This window comes from Advenella kashmirensis WT001 (assembly GCF_000219915.2).
In the GTDB taxonomy this organism is placed as follows: Bacteria; Pseudomonadota; Gammaproteobacteria; order Burkholderiales; family Burkholderiaceae_B; genus Advenella; species Advenella kashmirensis.
Map to the genome: position 1 here is coordinate 2558126 of NC_017964.1, position 15922 is coordinate 2574047.

At 54.4% G+C, this 15922-nt stretch carries 16 protein-coding genes, 1 tRNA gene and 1 pseudogene; 6 read left to right on the forward strand and 12 right to left on the reverse strand.

All coding sequences use genetic code 11. The annotated features are described in order from the left end of the window. Positions 1 to 173: 173 nt before the first annotated feature. Complete coding sequence (locus tag TKWG_RS12010; protein ID WP_014751093.1) at positions 174 to 1349, forward strand: NAD(P)H-dependent flavin oxidoreductase; 1176 nt, start codon at positions 174 to 176, stop codon at positions 1347 to 1349. On the opposite strand, the gene TKWG_RS12015 is transcribed toward TKWG_RS12010, so the two are convergent. From TKWG_RS12015 to TKWG_RS12035, 5 genes are all read right to left on the reverse strand, one after another. Further along, complete coding sequence (locus TKWG_RS12015) at positions 1334 to 1786, reverse strand: YaiI/YqxD family protein (RefSeq protein ID WP_014751094.1); 453 nt, start codon at positions 1784 to 1786, stop codon at positions 1334 to 1336. The genes TKWG_RS12010 and TKWG_RS12015 overlap by 16 nt on opposite strands. A gap of 158 nt (positions 1787 to 1944) precedes the next feature. Further along, the gene (locus TKWG_RS24015) at positions 1945 to 2190 is read right to left on the reverse strand and encodes a hypothetical protein (protein ID WP_050981604.1); all 246 of its coding nucleotides are present in this window, start codon (positions 2188 to 2190) and stop codon (positions 1945 to 1947) included. Then, positions 2190 to 3359 carry an exonuclease domain-containing protein gene (locus TKWG_RS12020; protein WP_050981605.1) on the reverse strand — a complete coding sequence of 390 codons (1170 nt, stop codon included), beginning with the start codon at positions 3357 to 3359 and terminating at the stop codon, positions 2190 to 2192. Before TKWG_RS12020 ends, TKWG_RS24015 begins: the two co-directional genes overlap by 1 nt. Before the next feature lie 252 nt (positions 3360 to 3611). Next, positions 3612 to 4382, reverse strand: coding sequence for a YoaK family protein (locus TKWG_RS12030; protein WP_014751095.1), 771 nt, complete (start codon positions 4380 to 4382; stop codon positions 3612 to 3614). Positions 4383 to 4509: 127 nt separating this feature from the next. Continuing rightward, a complete protein-coding gene (locus TKWG_RS12035) occupies positions 4510 to 5298 on the reverse strand; it encodes a sulfite exporter TauE/SafE family protein (protein WP_050981720.1) in 789 nt (262 codons plus the stop codon). 253 nt (positions 5299 to 5551) lie between these two features. Here TKWG_RS12035 and TKWG_RS12040 point away from each other — a divergent pair, with 253 nt between their 5' ends. From TKWG_RS12040 to TKWG_RS12060, 4 genes are all read left to right on the forward strand, one after another. Continuing rightward, positions 5552 to 6439, forward strand: a complete 888-nt coding sequence (locus tag TKWG_RS12040; protein ID WP_014751097.1) for a LysR family transcriptional regulator — start codon at positions 5552 to 5554, stop codon at positions 6437 to 6439. A 45-nt stretch (positions 6440 to 6484) separates the two neighbouring features. After that, positions 6485 to 7045: a hypothetical protein gene (locus TKWG_RS12045; protein ID WP_014751098.1), complete on the forward strand. Its 561-nt coding sequence runs from the start codon at positions 6485 to 6487 to the stop codon at positions 7043 to 7045. Positions 7046 to 7671: 626 nt separating this feature from the next. Beyond that, complete coding sequence (locus TKWG_RS12055; protein WP_014751100.1) at positions 7672 to 8103, forward strand: PaaI family thioesterase; 432 nt, start codon at positions 7672 to 7674, stop codon at positions 8101 to 8103. Between the two features lie 17 nt (positions 8104 to 8120). Next, entirely contained in the window at positions 8121 to 9065 is a 945-nt protein-coding gene (locus tag TKWG_RS12060) for an alpha/beta hydrolase family protein (RefSeq protein ID WP_014751101.1), read from the forward strand. 24 nt (positions 9066 to 9089) lie between these two features. On the opposite strand, the gene TKWG_RS24020 is transcribed toward TKWG_RS12060, so the two are convergent. The 4 genes from TKWG_RS24020 to TKWG_RS12075 all read right to left on the reverse strand — a co-directional run bounded on the left by TKWG_RS24020 (position 9090) and on the right by TKWG_RS12075 (position 11206). Further along, positions 9090 to 9512, reverse strand: a complete 423-nt coding sequence (locus TKWG_RS24020) for a class I SAM-dependent methyltransferase (protein ID WP_202947710.1) — start codon at positions 9510 to 9512, stop codon at positions 9090 to 9092. A 20-nt stretch (positions 9513 to 9532) separates the two neighbouring features. Further along, a complete protein-coding gene (locus TKWG_RS24025; RefSeq protein WP_202947711.1) occupies positions 9533 to 9787 on the reverse strand; it encodes a hypothetical protein in 255 nt (84 codons plus the stop codon). A 313-nt stretch (positions 9788 to 10100) separates the two neighbouring features. Continuing rightward, positions 10101 to 10883, reverse strand: a complete 783-nt coding sequence (locus TKWG_RS12070) for an SDR family oxidoreductase (protein WP_014751102.1) — start codon at positions 10881 to 10883, stop codon at positions 10101 to 10103. Continuing rightward, positions 10880 to 11206, reverse strand: a complete 327-nt coding sequence (locus TKWG_RS12075; RefSeq protein WP_014751103.1) for a nuclear transport factor 2 family protein — start codon at positions 11204 to 11206, stop codon at positions 10880 to 10882. Before TKWG_RS12075 ends, TKWG_RS12070 begins: the two co-directional genes overlap by 4 nt. Positions 11207 to 11353: 147 nt before the next feature. Between TKWG_RS12075 and TKWG_RS12080 the strand changes: the two genes are divergently transcribed. Beyond that, on the forward strand, positions 11354 to 11686 hold the full coding sequence (locus TKWG_RS12080) for a winged helix-turn-helix transcriptional regulator (protein WP_014751104.1): 333 nt from the start codon (positions 11354 to 11356) through the stop codon (positions 11684 to 11686). 322 nt (positions 11687 to 12008) lie between these two features. Here TKWG_RS12080 and TKWG_RS12085 read toward each other — a convergent pair. The 3 genes and pseudogenes from TKWG_RS12085 to TKWG_RS12095 all read right to left on the reverse strand — a co-directional run bounded on the left by TKWG_RS12085 (position 12009) and on the right by TKWG_RS12095 (position 15841). Then, positions 12009 to 12085: transfer RNA gene (locus tag TKWG_RS12085), tRNA-Val, on the reverse strand. A gap of 294 nt (positions 12086 to 12379) precedes the next feature. Beyond that, positions 12380 to 14642 (reverse strand): annotated as a pseudogene (locus TKWG_RS12090) (UvrD-helicase domain-containing protein). Further along, positions 14639 to 15841 (reverse strand): DesA family fatty acid desaturase, encoded by a 1203-nt coding sequence (locus TKWG_RS12095; RefSeq protein ID WP_014751105.1) that lies wholly within the window; start codon positions 15839 to 15841, stop codon positions 14639 to 14641. The pseudogene TKWG_RS12090 and the gene TKWG_RS12095 overlap by 4 nt, the downstream one beginning before the upstream one ends. Positions 15842 to 15922 lie beyond the last annotated feature (81 nt).

The following is a 15922-nucleotide window of genomic DNA, read 5'->3' on the forward strand; positions in this document are numbered from 1 at the left end:
AACCGACCGATTGCCCTGTTGCCTGCTGCCTAATTCAATTGATATTGATTTTTGTCAACAGCACCAAAGACCAGAACCCGCACAATGACATATTCACAAATGCCGCGCCTCATCAATCAATATCACGGGAACCCGCAAGGCAGCTTTGTGCTCAATCCAACCAGGAAACCCGCATGCATTCCTTCTCGCCCCTAAGAATCAAAAATCATACATTATTGCCCATTGTGCAAGGCGGCATGGGCGTCGGTATTTCCGCCAGCCGCCTGTCGGCCGCGGTCGCGCGTGAAAATGCCGTGGGCACCATCGCCAGCATCGACCTGCGGCACCTGCATCCGGATTTGCTGGAACAATCCCGGGCACTGGCCAGTCAGGAACACTATGACAGGCTCAACCGCGTGGCCCTGGACCGGGAAGTGAAAAAGGCATTAAAACAAGCCGACGGCAGGGGGATAATCGCCGTCAATGTCATGAAGGCAGTGAGCGATTACGCCGCCCTTGTGCAGCAAGCCTGCGAATCCGGGGCCCAGGCGATTGTCATGGGAGCCGGTCTGCCGCTGGAATTGCCGGACCTGACCCGGGATCATCCCGACGTTGCACTCATTCCGATTCTGTCCGAATCGCGCGGCATACAAATTGTACTCAAGCGCTGGATGAAGAAAAACCGCTTGCCCGACGCCATTGTGATCGAGCATCCCAATCACGCGGGCGGCCATTTGGGGGCATCGACCATTGACGATCTGGGCAGTGGTCGCTTCTCTTTTGCCCGCGTGCTGGAAGAAACCGCGCAGGTGTTTCGGCAACTGGGACTGGAGGGCGAGAAAATCCCGCTCATTCTGGCCGGTGGCATGGCCAATGTTCGCAAGATCAGTACCGCACTGCGCCAATGGGGTGCGGCTGCTGTACAAATTGGTACTGCGTTCGCCGTCACCCGCGAGGGCGACGCGCATGACAACTTCAAGCAGGTACTGGCTGGCGCCCGCGACGAAGATATTGTCGAATTCATGTCCGTCGCCGGACTGCCGGCGCGAGCTGTGATGACGCCCTATTTACAGAAATACCTGCGCAGCGAGCAAAAGCTCCAGGCATCGGCCAAGGCCGATCCGCGCCGCTGTGTACAAAGCATGAATTGCCTGCAGGTATGCGGGCTGCGCGACGGCATTTCAAAAATCGGTCAATTCTGCATCGACCAGCGCCTGACCGATGCATTCAACGGTGATGTGCGCAAGGGTTTGTTTTTCCGAGGCAAGGATCCGCTGCCGTTTGGCCAGCAGATTCGCAGCGTATACGACACCATTCAGTATCTGCTGACCGGGAACATTCCACCCGCGATCAATCACGCTTTAGCGTAACGCGCCAGCAGTTTGTCAAGCTGGCCTGCAAACGCTCGCGTGTCAGCCTGATCAAAAGATCTGGGGCCGCCGGTCTCAATGCCGGCGCTGCGCAACGCTTCCATCATGTCTCGCATGGTCAGCCGCTCGCGAATGGTTTCCATTGAATACAACTCGCCGCGAGGATTCAATGCCTGAATCCCCTTTTCCAGCACTTCGGCAGCCAGCGGAATATCTGCAGTAATCACCAGGTCCCCAGCACGGGCATGCTGGCTGATATAGGTATCGGCAACATCGAAACCCCGTGGCACCTGACGTGACTGAATATAAACGGATGGAGGCACATTGAGCATCTGATTGGCCACTAACGTTGTTTTCACCTGCCAGCGCACCGCTGCTCTGAACAGAATGTTTTTGATCACAACCGGGCACGCGTCGGCATCCACCCAAATTTCCATTTTCTGCTCCTGACGCAGACAACCTGATTGACCGCCTGTAACCCAACTGTCGGGTGTATACGATTATTCTGTATATGCTTACGCACCATTGCGCCGGCTGGCAAAATTATACGGCGTTTTGCCAGCCAAACCATCAAGCAGATGCAGCCGACCTGCAGTTACGCCAGGGTCAGGCTGACTGCGCGGGCATCCAGCAGTTTGTCCCGATGCTTGACCAGGATCCGATAGGTATCCCGGGAAAAATCACCTTTGCCACAGTCGATCAAGTCCTGGAGCTCGGTTTCGTCCCGTGCCGTTCCCAAATAGCACCACTGATGAATGACATGCACCAGATTCCCCTCACGCAGCAGCGCTGCACCCTCGAACGGCCAGTCGCGCAGCCTTAACGCAGACAAGGCAGTCATTAGCCGGGCAGAATGGGCAATAGGCGACTCTTCGCGCCCGACACAGCGCCGGCGCAAGACTTCAATTGCCGTGCAAAACACGGGCTGGCGCTGGCTACTTTTTCCAGACCAAGCGTTGCCTTGCAGAGTTTTTCGCTTTTAATGATTGCCAGGAGCGCCTCTTTAGCATCCCGCGCAGATGAAAACAAGCCATATAGATGCAAACCCTGCCCGATCGCAATGTCATTTCCGCCCAAAAGAATGGGAACCCACAGGCCGGGGGATCGCTCGACAAGTTGCCAGGTGAAAACATCTTTTTGTCTGCGCAACTGGCGATTCAAAGTAGGCATGCGCTCTTTGATCAGGCGCGACTCGGTCAGCAACGCATCCACCTCGCCGGCACAGCGAATATGTTCGATCCGCCGAATCTGCATGGAAATTTTCATTTCTTTAGGCGCCGTATGATCGCTGGCAAAATGCGATAGTACTCGCTGGCGCAAGCGATTGCTTTTGCCTATATATATCGGCAGCTCGTTTTCGCCATAAAACACATAAACGCCAAAGCTATTGGGCAAGGCATCAATCACCGCAGGATCAATATGCGCCGGTAGCGATGGCCGCGCTATCAGGCTCTGCACGATATCATCAACAATTTTACGGTCATGCTCCCGGCAGACGCATTGCCAAAATTGCAGCAATGCATGGGCATCATCGTAGGCACGATGTCTGTCCTGCATTCTCAGGCCATGCCGCTGAATCAGGTAATCGAGTCCGTGGCGCCGGTGCTGCGGATAGAGCCGGCGGGAAAGCTTGACGGTGCAAAGCATATTTGCCTTGAAATCCTGTCCTGCCCGCCGGAAAGCATTCTTGATAAACCCATAATCAAAGCGGGCGTTATGGGCGACAAAAATGTGTCCGGCAAGCAATTGCTGAATGTGTTCCGCCAGCTGGGCAAAGGTGGGTGCAGTGGCCACCATCTCGCTGGTAATTCCCGTCAGGCTTTCTATATAGCCTGGAATACGACATTCCGGGTTGATCAGGCTTTGCCAGGTGGTGACGGTGTGCCCGTCATAACGCACAATGGCGATCTCGGTCAGACTATCGGTTGAGGCCGACCCGCCGGTCGTTTCGACATCGACAAAGGCAAACGGCTTGTCTGGCGTAGGAGCAGTTGGAGCGCAGTTGGGCATAGAGAATATTGATTACTGTAAATTTATACAGTATTTATACACCATTCTGACCCGCGATGTTGTGGAGGCCTGCCCAATGTTGCAATTGCGCCCGCCCCGCCTGTATCGGCATACTAATCGAGACCGCTCCCCTGTCCTGGTCCCGACGCATTCGAGTGATATGACCGACTTTGGCGATTAACAAGAAATCACAAGGCATAACCATAGCCCATAATAGCCAACGCTCCTGCCTTGAGTCCATCAGCGCTCAATCTATTCGGCCGGACGCCGCCTGTTGGTGACCCATGCGCGCATATCGTCAAAGGCCGGTATGCTGGAGATCAATACTAGCAGGCAAGCCAGGGGCACCGTCGCAATATAGCCAATATGATTAAACCCCCAGGCCCCCATGGTGCCGCCGGAAAAAAAAGCAAGCAATAGCGCACAGTGCAGACGCAGGCGCGCCCGATCGGCCACCACAAAATGGCTGTCCTCGCGCATGCGCCCCCGGTTCCAGTAAAACAGCTTGCCCAGCTCAATGCCGATATCGGTCACGATTCCCGTCACATGGGTGGTTCGAATAACGGAACGGGACAGTTTGGTAATCAATGCATTCTGCAAGCCCATGAGAAACGAAAGAATCATGACCGTGATCGGCACAAAAAGACCGTGCATCTGGGCAATCCGGGCGCCCAGCATGCCGAAACACAGCAGCAGCACCGCTTCCAGCAACAGCGGCAAGGCATATTCGCTGCGCATTTGACGCACTCTGGCGTAATTGACCATAACCGTGGTGCAGATGCTGCCGCACAGAAAACAGATTAATGCAGCTACACCTGCCAGAACCAGATCGTATGCGCCCAGAATCAACTGGTCAGCCATGGTCGACACAATACCGGTCATGTGCGAGGTGTATTGATGAACCGCCAGGAATCCGCCGGCATTGATTGCACCGGCCACAAAGGCCAGCAGCGTGCCGATCTGTTTATCGGCTTTCTGTGTGCGAACGGAATCTGTCAGTGCTCGGGTATATCTGAGTGGCATATAGGCGACGGTCTGCTTGTACAGACAAGCGTGAAAAGGGCTTCAATCGTTTTATTGTTTGCACCTATTATAGGCCGATTGCAGAACAATGGCGCGAACCAGGATCGGGCCACACGACCGGTAGTTGTCAGGCAGCCGCAGCGGCCACCTGATAAAGACCCAGTACGATCAGACTGCAAAAGAAAACTTGCTTGAACAGCGCCACTGACAGCCTCTGTCTTAACGACCGCCCCAGCGACATACCCACCAGTGCGGGAATTAGCATCAGCAGTGAGATTCCGGCGGCGCCTGGACTATAGCTGTGATTGAGCCACAGCCCCAGAGCCAGCGCAATGGTTGAAACAGTAAAAGACACCCCCATCGCCTGAATCAGGCGATCGCGTGACAGTTGCAGCGCCTGCAGATAAGGCACTGCCGGCACAACGAAGACACCGGTTGCAGCGGTAATGAACCCCGTCACAAAGCCCACCAATGGTCCCATCCAGATTTGCGCAGCAGGTGAAATAACAATTGAACGCCCGGTCAGCCCCCAACATGCATAGGCCACCAGTGCCACGCCCAGGGCGACGCTGGCCGCATGACCGGCCGGCGCCCCAAACAGCCAGGCGCCGGCAATCGTGCCAGCAAATATTCCAATCTGCATCGTGCCGATACTGCGGCATAATTGAGGTACGGCATGAAAGGGGCGCATTTGCCAGATATTGGTCAACAGCGATGGGATTACCAGTAATGCCGCAGCCTGCGCCGGTGACATCAACAACGCCAGCAACGCCATGGAAATGGTTGGCAGACCGAGTCCCACAACGCCCTTGACCGCGCCGGCAAGAATGAAAACGATTGTCACCAGCGCCAGCGCACCAAACGAATAAGCCTGATTCGCGTTGAAGATAGATAGATATTGAGTGAAAAAATCCATGGACTTGCGCGCCATAAAAAGTGTGAATGCATGCTCAATGATGAACCCGCATTAGGAAATACCTTAAAGGGACCGTGGCCGCATAGACTCACTCCCGACCCGTGTCCACAACTAATTACCTGGCGTTTTGCCCGCTACATAGGGATAAAGTTGCAACATGATCCTATTGTAGGGGCTGATCAAAAAGCTGAAAATCAGGAAATCTCGATTGCAGACTAAGGAATTTCCATAATCAGGCTGTTATACTGCGGCCATGCGCTTTGACCTGACCGACCTTCGCCTGTTCCTGAGCGTGCACGAATCGGGCACCATCACCGAGGCTGCGCGCCGCTGCCACATCACCACAGCATCGGCCAGTGAGCGCATAAAGGGAATGGAAGATGTACTGGGCGTGCTGCTGCTCAATCGCAGCCACAAAGGGGTACAACTGACGCCTGCCGGGCGCACACTACTGCATCACGCCAGCGTTGTCGTACAGCAAAGGGAACGCATGCATGGCGACCTGGGGCAGTACAGCAGCGGCATCAAAGGACATGTCAGGCTGTTGGGCAATACCTCGGCCTGCAACGAACACCTACCAGCTTTGCTGGGCAGCTTCCTGAAACGTCACCCCGATATTTCAATTGACCTGGAGGAACGCACCAGTACTGATATTGCTGACCTGATCCGCCAGGGCATGGCCGATATCGGGCTGGTTGCCGATTCGGCTGATCTGCACGACCTTCAACGTTTCCCGGTAGGCGCGGACCAACTTGTTGTTATTACCGGGCCAGATTATCCTGAAGCCATTGCGAATCCGACCAGCCTTGCCCAGATCAGCCATCTGGATTTTGCCGGTCTTGTGGCAGGCAGCGCCTTGCAGGAGCATATTGCCGCGCATGGTCGGCAGGCGGGCAGGCACTTGCATTATCGGGTGCGGGTGCGCAGCATTGATGCAGTCTGCAGAATGGTAGGCAATGGGGTCGGGATTGCCATTGTGCCGCTGGCTGCGGCCAAACGCCACCACCGGACACAGAAATTGAATATTATTGCCCTTTCCGACACCTGGGCTTGCCGCAATCTGATGCTATGCGTACGAGACAGCGAACAATTGCCAGCCTATGTAACGGCGCTGATGCAGCATATTCTGGCCCCTGAATAAGAGAAGGACGCATTCGGCTCCTTCTTGTCCAACTAGATCGCGCGCATGAAACTACGCAATACTGATTCTGCTGATACCACTGCCGAGCAACCGGACCCGCAATGGGAAATTGATGGTGCAGCCATGTACCGCGCGGCCAGCTTTGCCGTTGCGCTGCCTTCGTTCATGATCGGCACTGCGCTGTTCATGCTGGGATTTTCGCTGTCAAACCGGACAATCCTGCACATTGCCTGCATTCTGTACAGCCTGTCCTTTGCTGGTTTTACGAGCCGCTTTATCGTGGGCAGGCGACCTGGCTCAGCGCACCACCTTACGTTGCATGCATCGCCGCAGCCGGGTTCGGTTTCTATGCGTTGGCACGATTGGGACTGCTGCTGGTTCACTGATGCTGCCGGGACAGCGCCTGCTCGAACGAGCGCTATAGAGCACGTTTTTGAATCTCTTTTGTTCGCCAATACTGCAAAAGATGCAAACTTGACATTTGTTAAATTGTGCTTTGGGAGCCGCCTGCCTATAATGGCGTTAGCTCATTGCTTTTGGGTGAACTCGCCAGCTATTGCAGCTGCTTTTTTTTTGCCCTGCGTTTATCCTCCCGTATCCATATAAGTACTTGTGGATATTAAGCAACATATAGTGGTTTTCACCGAATGCATCAACTTGTAATAAAAATGTAAAATCGGTGTATATTCACGTGGAGATGTGTATGAACGCAGCATACCAACAGGTCCATATCGGCCTGATCCGAAAGGCAGTAACCAAGTATAAATTGGCTCGGTCCACCGGCAACAGGAACGTGGCAAAAGGTTACATGCTCCAGGTCCGCGATTTGATTCGCGCCTTCAAGGCTAATAAATAGTCAGCCTTTGGCGCTATATCGCCAGGCATCGCTGCACCGGATGCCTGTGATCTTCCTGCCGCCCTCGCCTGCGTGCTGCATCTACTGCTTATCACAGCATCTTCAGTTCCCTACTTGCTCTCTCCATTCCCCATTGCGCCATCACTATCGTCAGTAGTACATTTTTTGCCGCCTTTGTGCCCTTCCTGCTACCTGACTCCGTCTGCCCTCTGTCCCCAACCCTCCGCCCTGAGAGCTCCCTGAACAGACGCCCATGCCAAGCGATCAACGGCATCAGTGCGCCAACGCCCCGCATTCGCACGAGCCATCGAATCCTCTCCTATAATCGGCCAGGGGAGACATTCCGTCTTGATTAATAATTCACTAATGACAAGTCATGGACAACAACATACAGCAACGCATCACCGCCAGCTTCAACAAACAGGGGTTGATGCATACCCTGGACGCCAAATTGGCGCTGATACAGGCAGGAGAAGTACATATCACCGTACCATTTTCGGCACATCTATCGCAGCAACACGGCTATTTACATGCCGGCGCCGTTACCAGCATTGTTGACAGCGCTTGCGGTTATGCCGCACTGACTATGGCGCCGACCGGATATGAAGTGGTCACTGCCGAATTTAAAATCAATCTGCTGCGCCCCGCGCTTGGCCCAGCCTTTATCGCAATCGGGAAAGTTCAGAATGCGGGCAAGCTGCTAACCGTATGCACCGGGGAAGTTCGCAAGCTGGACGACAATGGCACCGTTGGCAAAACCGTTGCGTTGATTCAGGCCACCATCGTCAACGTCGTGCACAACGGTTAAACCGCAGGAGCGTCTCCATGCCGCAGACCATTGAGATCATCACAACCGATGGATACCGGTTGCAAGCGAACGTATGGCACCATGCACAAACCAGTTCGCGCAGTCCTGTGGTCATCATCAATAGCGCCACATCAGTGCGCTGTCGATACTACGACAGGTTTGCCCAGGCATTGCACGCCCGGGGCTGCTCGGTGCTGACCTACGACTATCGCGGCATCGGCGATTCAAAGCATGGGACTTTGCGCGGCCTTGCCGCAGGATGGCTCGATTGGGGCCAGGCGGATTTTGAAGCGGTGCTTCAATACGTCCACGCCCAATTTTGCCATTCTCCCATCTATGTCGCAGGCCATTCGATTGGCGGATTCCTGATCGGACTGGCACCATCGGCACATTTGATCGAGCGCATTTTTACCATGGGCGCGCAATACGCCTATTGGCGCGACTATGCCCGCCGGTCACGTATCCGTATGATCCTCCAATGGCATATCGCCATGCCGCTACTGGCAAGGGTATTCGGATTCGTGCCGGCCAAACGTCTGGGTTGGATGGAAGACACCCCCAAAGGTGTGGCTATGGATTGGGCCGGCATGGGCTCCCGATTTGAATTGTCTATCGGTCGCAAATACGGCAAAACACTTGCCGAAATAAGCCTGCTGCCAGCGCACTTTCGGCAAGTGAAGGCAGCGGTGCTGGCGCTGGGTGTCGATGACGATCCCTTTGGTACACCAGCGGCACTGGACAGAGTGCTTGACTACTACAGCGGTTGCGAGCGATATCATCTGCGGATATCTCCCGCCGGCACTGAACATAAGACAATCGGTCATTTCGCATTCTTTCACAGCAGCTACGCTGACTCACTATGGCCCATTGCCTTTGACTGGCTTCTTGATGGAGCCATTGAGCCAGCAAGGGGTACGATCGTTAGTCATTGGAGTAAACAAGAGGCCCACCCGAACCCCTGACGCGCACCCAGGTCGGCACAATGATTACCGCCTGGACATGGCCGTGGTTGTCGCAAGTGGCCATAAGCCGAGGCTTTTGTCACGCCACGTTCCATTGGCCTCCAGACATGATTCGCCAATGAGCATTTGAGTTGCAACCAGCAAAATGGCGGGCAGTGTCAGGTTTAACGCACGCCAGTCGCCGTCTTCGCAATCAACATTTTCTTCAATCATGGGAAAAGTGGTGGTAAGCAGCCATCGGGCACCCGAGGCCCGGAAGTTGGCGAGTGCAGCATCAATATGAGCGAACGACAGATGCACCAGACAATCGCGACAAAGTATCAAATCGGCTGTCGGCAAAGGGTTCACCGTGATATCTGCCACCATGAAACGATGGGCCTCATTGCCTGTCCATTGGTGGATATTTTGTTCAATAAGCGATGGTACGATATCAATCCCGGTATACACGATGCCGGTTGTTATCTCTCTTACCCAATTTGCATCACCGCAGGCGCATCCAAAATTGATTGCACGCCCAGATGATCGAAGAGTCCGGGCAGACGGTTGCGAATTGCCTCTGTAGCCGGGCGCTCCGAGCCCAGCCCCGAAACAGAACCGCCCCCCCACATATTGATTTGCTCAATCCGCTTGAACCGCTCTGCCAGCGAGAGGCCTTCAAAGGATTCGCGATATTGCTGAAAACGCAAATGTGCCATCACGGGTTCACGATCTTTGTATTGCATCACAACTTCCTTCCGTTTGCGCCAGGAACGGCTTGCCCGACAAAGCGCGAGATTATGTGCGTGCCCGAGCTGCGTCCGCCTCAAGCTGCACTGCCATTGTGGTAACGATGCCTGCCCGCCAGTGTCAGCTGATCAATACGATAAATACTAGCAAAATATTATTGATAACGCTCAATGAAATGTATTGCAGATTTGTCCCGGCGTGCTTTCAATGCGGGACAGGACACTTCTGACTGTGGCGGCAATGCGCAATCGCGCACGTGTTGTACGCTCTTGCGTATACAGATTCAGATACCAGACGGTATTGCTGCGGTCAGGCCGTAGGCACGGTGCCGCCATCAATCACGTATTCGGTGCCGGTAATCGAGCCTGCCCTGGGAGAAACCAGGAAGGCAATAAGATCGGCTACTTCCTGCGGCTTGGCTGGACGCCCTAACGGAATCCCGCCGAGCGCGTCCATGATTATTTTTTGTCCTCCCTCATAATCGGTATTGTTGCTTTGCGCCAGCCGGGTAACCAGCCGCGAGGCTGCCTCGGTTTCAATCCAGCCTGGCGATACCCGGATAACGCGCACACCTTTTGGGGACACTTCTTTTGACAGGCTCTTGCTGTAGGTAGCCAGTGCAGCCTTTGCGGCGGCATAGGCCGTTGTCGATTCCGGCAATGGCAGTTCATGCTGAATGGACGTAACATGAATTACCACCCCCGCTCCTTGCTTGACCATGAACGGCACCAAGGATCGATCAATACGGACAGCCGGCATCAGATTCAGATTCAGCTCCTGTTGCCAATGCTGGTCATTCAACGCCACATGACCGCCAGGTGGCGCACTTGATCCGCCAACAACATGAATGAGAAAATCAACACCACCCCATTGCTCCAGTACGGCATCGCATACCGCAGCGCATCCGTCTGGCGTTGCAACATCTGCTGCAATGTAGGATATATTGTCCGGCGCACGATCGGGTACCTTGCGGGCAGTGGCAATAATGCGCACACCCTGCTCATGCAACGCCTTGACAACCGCTGCGCCCACTCCCGCGGTGCCACCGGTCACCAACGCCCGGCACCCTTCAATATTCAGCTCAAAGCTCATGGGGTAATCTCCAGCGAGGCGATTTTATTGTTTTCCAGTACGAAGCGATACCGGATATGAATTGGACTGCCTGGAAAATTGCCTTGCAGACGACTGGTGACGATAATTTGCCGGTCTTGTTCGGTCACATCGAAAGGCTCAGACGTATACTCGTATTTTGCAGTCGCTTCAGCACGCCAGCGCTCAATGGCAGCGCGTCCGTTATACGTGTGCTTTTCATCTATAACGATACCTTGTTCAGTAAAGCAATCGGCTAGCGCCTTGCCGTTATCTTTGTCGGCATCGAAATAGGCCTGTATCGGTTCTGGTAAATGGATGGGCATTCAAGTTCTCCGTGCAAGAGGGGTAAACAAAAATCGACAGCTTTCATTTGATTTTTGAACATACTGGCACTAAACTTACTTTTCAACAAGTACGCACTAAAAAGTAAGTGTTAAAAATATGCACCATTGACTCGCAGGGAAATGACCATGAACCTACCCCGACCCGTATATACCGTTGACACCGCGGCCGATGGCGTTGAGCAGGCAATTCGCGTGCTGGAAGGACGCTGGAAGCTGCTCATTTTATTTCGCCTTTTTGGCGGAAATTTACTGCGCTTTTCTGAACTCGAACGCACGCTACCCGGCATTTCCCAGAAGATGTTGATTCAGCAACTGCGCCAATTGGAAACCGATGGCATCGTGCGCCGCATTGATCACCAGGAGGTGCCGCCCAAAGTGGAATATGGCCTGACCGAATGGGGCCAGGCGCTGTGCCCTGCCCTGGATTCACTGCTCAAATGGGCTGAACAGCGTCCCTGAGCGCGGCGAATAAGCGTTCTGTCCGCGCGCCTAGAGCGTTCACCTAAAAACGATCGAGCCACGTAATTGCCCGATAGCGATACGTCGCCAATGGCCGCTGCGGCGGCCGATATGAGATAGATAGACAAGCAGATAGAGAATGAACAGGCAACAAAAAACCCGCAGCACACAATGCTTGCGGGTCTGATGACATTATCTGGTTAGTGACAAAATTTAAAAGACTTGAAAAAACCCTGAAAATGTTGCCAGCTAATGAGCTGAAATGCGCTAGCTAATGAGCTGAAAAAGCCGCAGGGCCAGATAAAGCTGTAATAAATGAAACTGGTAGGCAGTACTGGATTCGAACCAGCGACCTCTACGATGTCAACGTAGCGCTCTAACCAACTGAGCTAACCGCCTTCAAGAAAGAAGAGAATTCTAACACCGTATTGCCTGGCTTGTCCACATTTTCAAGCCATAAAGGCAAACAATTTCTTCAGATTGTCTCAATCACGGGATATGCTCCTGGATTGGTAACCAATACCAGAGTCTACGGTCCCATAAATCTGGACTTTGCTACCACTGCGCCCGCTATCGGCCGCGTTACTGGCGCAACCACCGAGCAGACCAACACCCAGTATAAGGGCCAGAGTGCATATCATCGCTTTCATAATAGTTCCTTTATGTGCTTCATTACCCACCGGCCCGATCCATTCAGGCGGCAATGATATCCAGTTTGGCAACAGCCAGGGCCAGCGTTTTGGCGCCGGCATCCCTAAATACAATCTCCGCCTGGGCATCTGCGCCCTGTCCGCTTAACCTGATGATTGTTCCATCACCAAAGCGCGCATGACGCACGCCCTGACCGATCCGGTATTGCTTGCCGCTGACGCTGACGCCCGAGCTTAAACTGCGGGCGCCCGCGGTTCTATTCTGCCCGTAGACGGACGCGCATGCGCGTCAACATGCAAACGCATGCCCCAGGAAGGCTCGGCCTGCTCACGCGTACGCGGCGTCAGCCACTTCAGATGATCCTCGGGCAGTTCGTCCAGAAAGCGCGATCGCATCGAGTAGCGCGTCTGTCCATGCAGCATGCGTGCATGCGCCAGACTGATGGTCAGGCGTTCCTTGGCACGCGTAATGGCCACATACATCAGGCGGCGCTCTTCCTGCAGTCCGTCTTCGGCCATCATACTGTTTTCATGAGGGAACAGGCCCTCTTCCACACCGGTGATAAAGACAGAGTCAAACTCCAGTCCCTTGGCAGCATGAATGGTCATGAGTTGCACGGCATCCTGACCGGCCTGCGCCTGGTTGTCACCCGCTTCAAGTGAGGCATGGGACAAAAAAAGCGCCAGCGGTGTGGTCTGTTCCTGAGCAAATGGAGAATCCGGATCGTCTGGTGCGACCGAACGCTCAACCAGGGCCATGGCAGCTTTGCCTTCCAGATTTTCCTCGGCACAGAACGCAGTGGCCGCGTTGATAAGCTCGCCCAGGTTTTCCAGCCGCTCTGCTCCTTCGCGTTCGGCTTCGTAGTGCGTGGTCAAGCCGGAAATATCATTGACGTGCTTGATCAGTTCGGCAAGCGTCAGCGTTTGCGCGGCGTCGCGCAGTGTTTCAATCAATTTGGCAAAGGCCAGTAGCTTGCCGCCGCTGCGACCGGACACCGCCCCTACGGCGTGAATCAGATTACAACCAATCTGACGTGCCGAATCGGTGAGGTTTTCCAACGTTCTGGCGCCGATACCACGCGCCGGAAAATTCACGACGCGCATGAACGAGGTATCATCATCGCCGCTGGCTACTAATCTGAGGTAGGCCAGGACATGCTTGATTTCCTGGCGCTCGAAAAAGCGCAGACCACCGTAGACCTTGTAAGGAATGTGTGCAGAAAAAAGGGCATGTTCAATAGGCCGCGATTGCGCGTTGCTGCGATACAAAACCGCAATTTCGCTGCGCATGCGACCCTCATTAATCTGCGCGCGAATTTCATCCACGACCACTGGGCCTCCAGCAGATCGGTAGGCTGTTCAACAACCCGAAGCAGCTCGCCTTCGCCCCTGTCGGTCCACAGATTTTTGCCAAGACGCTCGGTATTGTGCTCGATCAGCGCATTGGCGGCATCCAGAATGTGGCCAAAAGAACGGTAGTTCTGCTCCAGCCGGATAATATTGTCACCTGCATAGTCGCGCTCAAAAGTGGACATATTGCCCACGTTGGCGCCACGGAAAGCGTAAATGGACTGGTCATCGTCACCCACGGCAAACAGCGACGCATCGCCGCCGGCCAGCAGACAGAGCCACTTGTATTGCAGTGTATTGGTGTCCTGAAACTCGTCGACCAGAATATAACGAAAGCGCCGCTGATAGTGCTCGCGCACCAGAGCATTACGCGACAACAGCTCATAGGCGCGCAGCAGTAATTCGGCAAAATCGACAACGCCCTCGCGCTGGCACTGTTCCTGGTACAGCTGATAAATTTCTGCCAGACGCTTGCGATGCGCATCCCACACTTCAACGTGCTCGGGCCGTTCGCCGTTTTCCTTGGCATTATTGATGAAGCGCTGCACATCCCTGGGGGGAAACTTTTCGTCGTCGATATCATTGGCTTTGATCAGGCGCTTGATAGCTGCCAGTTGATCTGCGATATCGAGGATCTGGAAATTTTGTGGCAGACCGGCATCGCGATAATGCGCACGCAAAAGCCGGTTGCATAAACCGTGGAAAGTGCCCACCCACATGCCGCGGGTATCCACCGGCAACATCGCCGTCAGGCGCGTAAGCATTTCACGCGCCGCCTTATTGGTAAAGGTAACGGCGAGCACGCCGTAAGGACTGACTTTTCCATTCTGGATCAGCCAGGCCATACGGGTAGTGAGTACTTTGGTTTTACCACTACCGGCGCCAGCCAGAACAAGCGTATGTTTACTGGCTGTGGTTACCGCCGCCAGTTGCTCAGGATTTAACTGTCCGATCATGCGGCATAGCGGCGCAGACGGAGAGCAAACTGTTCAAGGCCCTGAATGCCGCTTTGCTGCGCATGCTGGCACCACTGTTGCAGATCACCAAGTAATTGCTCGCTGCTGGCAGTGGAACTTGTCCATACGCGATACAATTCTTCGCGCATATGAACCAGCTTGGCCAGCATCGTGTTTTGCGACAGCATGCTGTCGAGCTCCTGTTTTTCCTGAGGATTTAAGGCCAGGTCGGCCTGTCCAAGGCGCGACTGCACTTTCTGCAGCAGCTCACGTTCCTGGTCGCTGGCGCCAGACTGGGTCAGGCGCTTGATTTCAGACTGAACGGACTGGCGCAGCATGCTGGCGTAACGCGCCATGATTTCATAGCGGTGCGTAATCACACCCTGCAGGGTTTGCTCGGTCACAGAGTCGGACTTGTCGCGGACCAGTTTGAGCTTGGGCGCAACCTTCTTGACCTGAGCCAGGCGTAGTGCCTGCAAGATCCGGATGTAGCCCCAGCCGATATCGAACTCATACCATTTGCTGGAAAACTTGGCGGACGTACCGTAGGCATGGTGATTGTTGTGCAACTCTTCGCCACCGATGATGATGCCGATAGGGAACAAATTGGTGCTGGTGTCGGGACTGGAGAAATTGCGGTAGCCGATATAGTGACCCAGTCCGTTGACCACGCCGGCGGCCCAGAATGGGATCCATGCCATTTGCACAGCCCACACGGTCAGACCAAGCGCGCCGAACAACAGCAGGTCGATGGCCAGCATAGTGAAAATACCCAGTGTGGTGTGGCGGGAATAAACGTTGCGTTCCATCCAGTCATCGGGCGTGCCGTGACTGAAGCGCTTGATGGTCTCTTCGTTGGCGGCCTCTTCACGATAAAGCTCTGCCCCTTTCCACAAGACCCGGTCGATACCGTAGATCATGGGAGAGTGAGGATCGCCTTCACGTTCGCATTTTGCATGGTGCTTGCGGTGGATAGCCACCCACTCGCGCGTGACCATCCCGGTAGTCAGCCAGAGCCAGAAGCGAAAGAAATGCGAAACGACCGGATGCAGATCCAGCCCCCGGTGAGCCTGACTGCGGTGCAGATATATCGTTACCGCTGCAATGGTAATGTGCGTAAGCACCAGCGTGACAAGAATAACTTGCCACCAGCCAAGTTGCAAAAAGCCACCGGAAATAAAATCGAGAATTGTATCCATATACCCTTTAAGGTCTCCTGAGATGCCCGTCGATTGCCGGGCATTGGCCCGCTGCGGCGGGCAGTGTGCCCTTATTCGGGC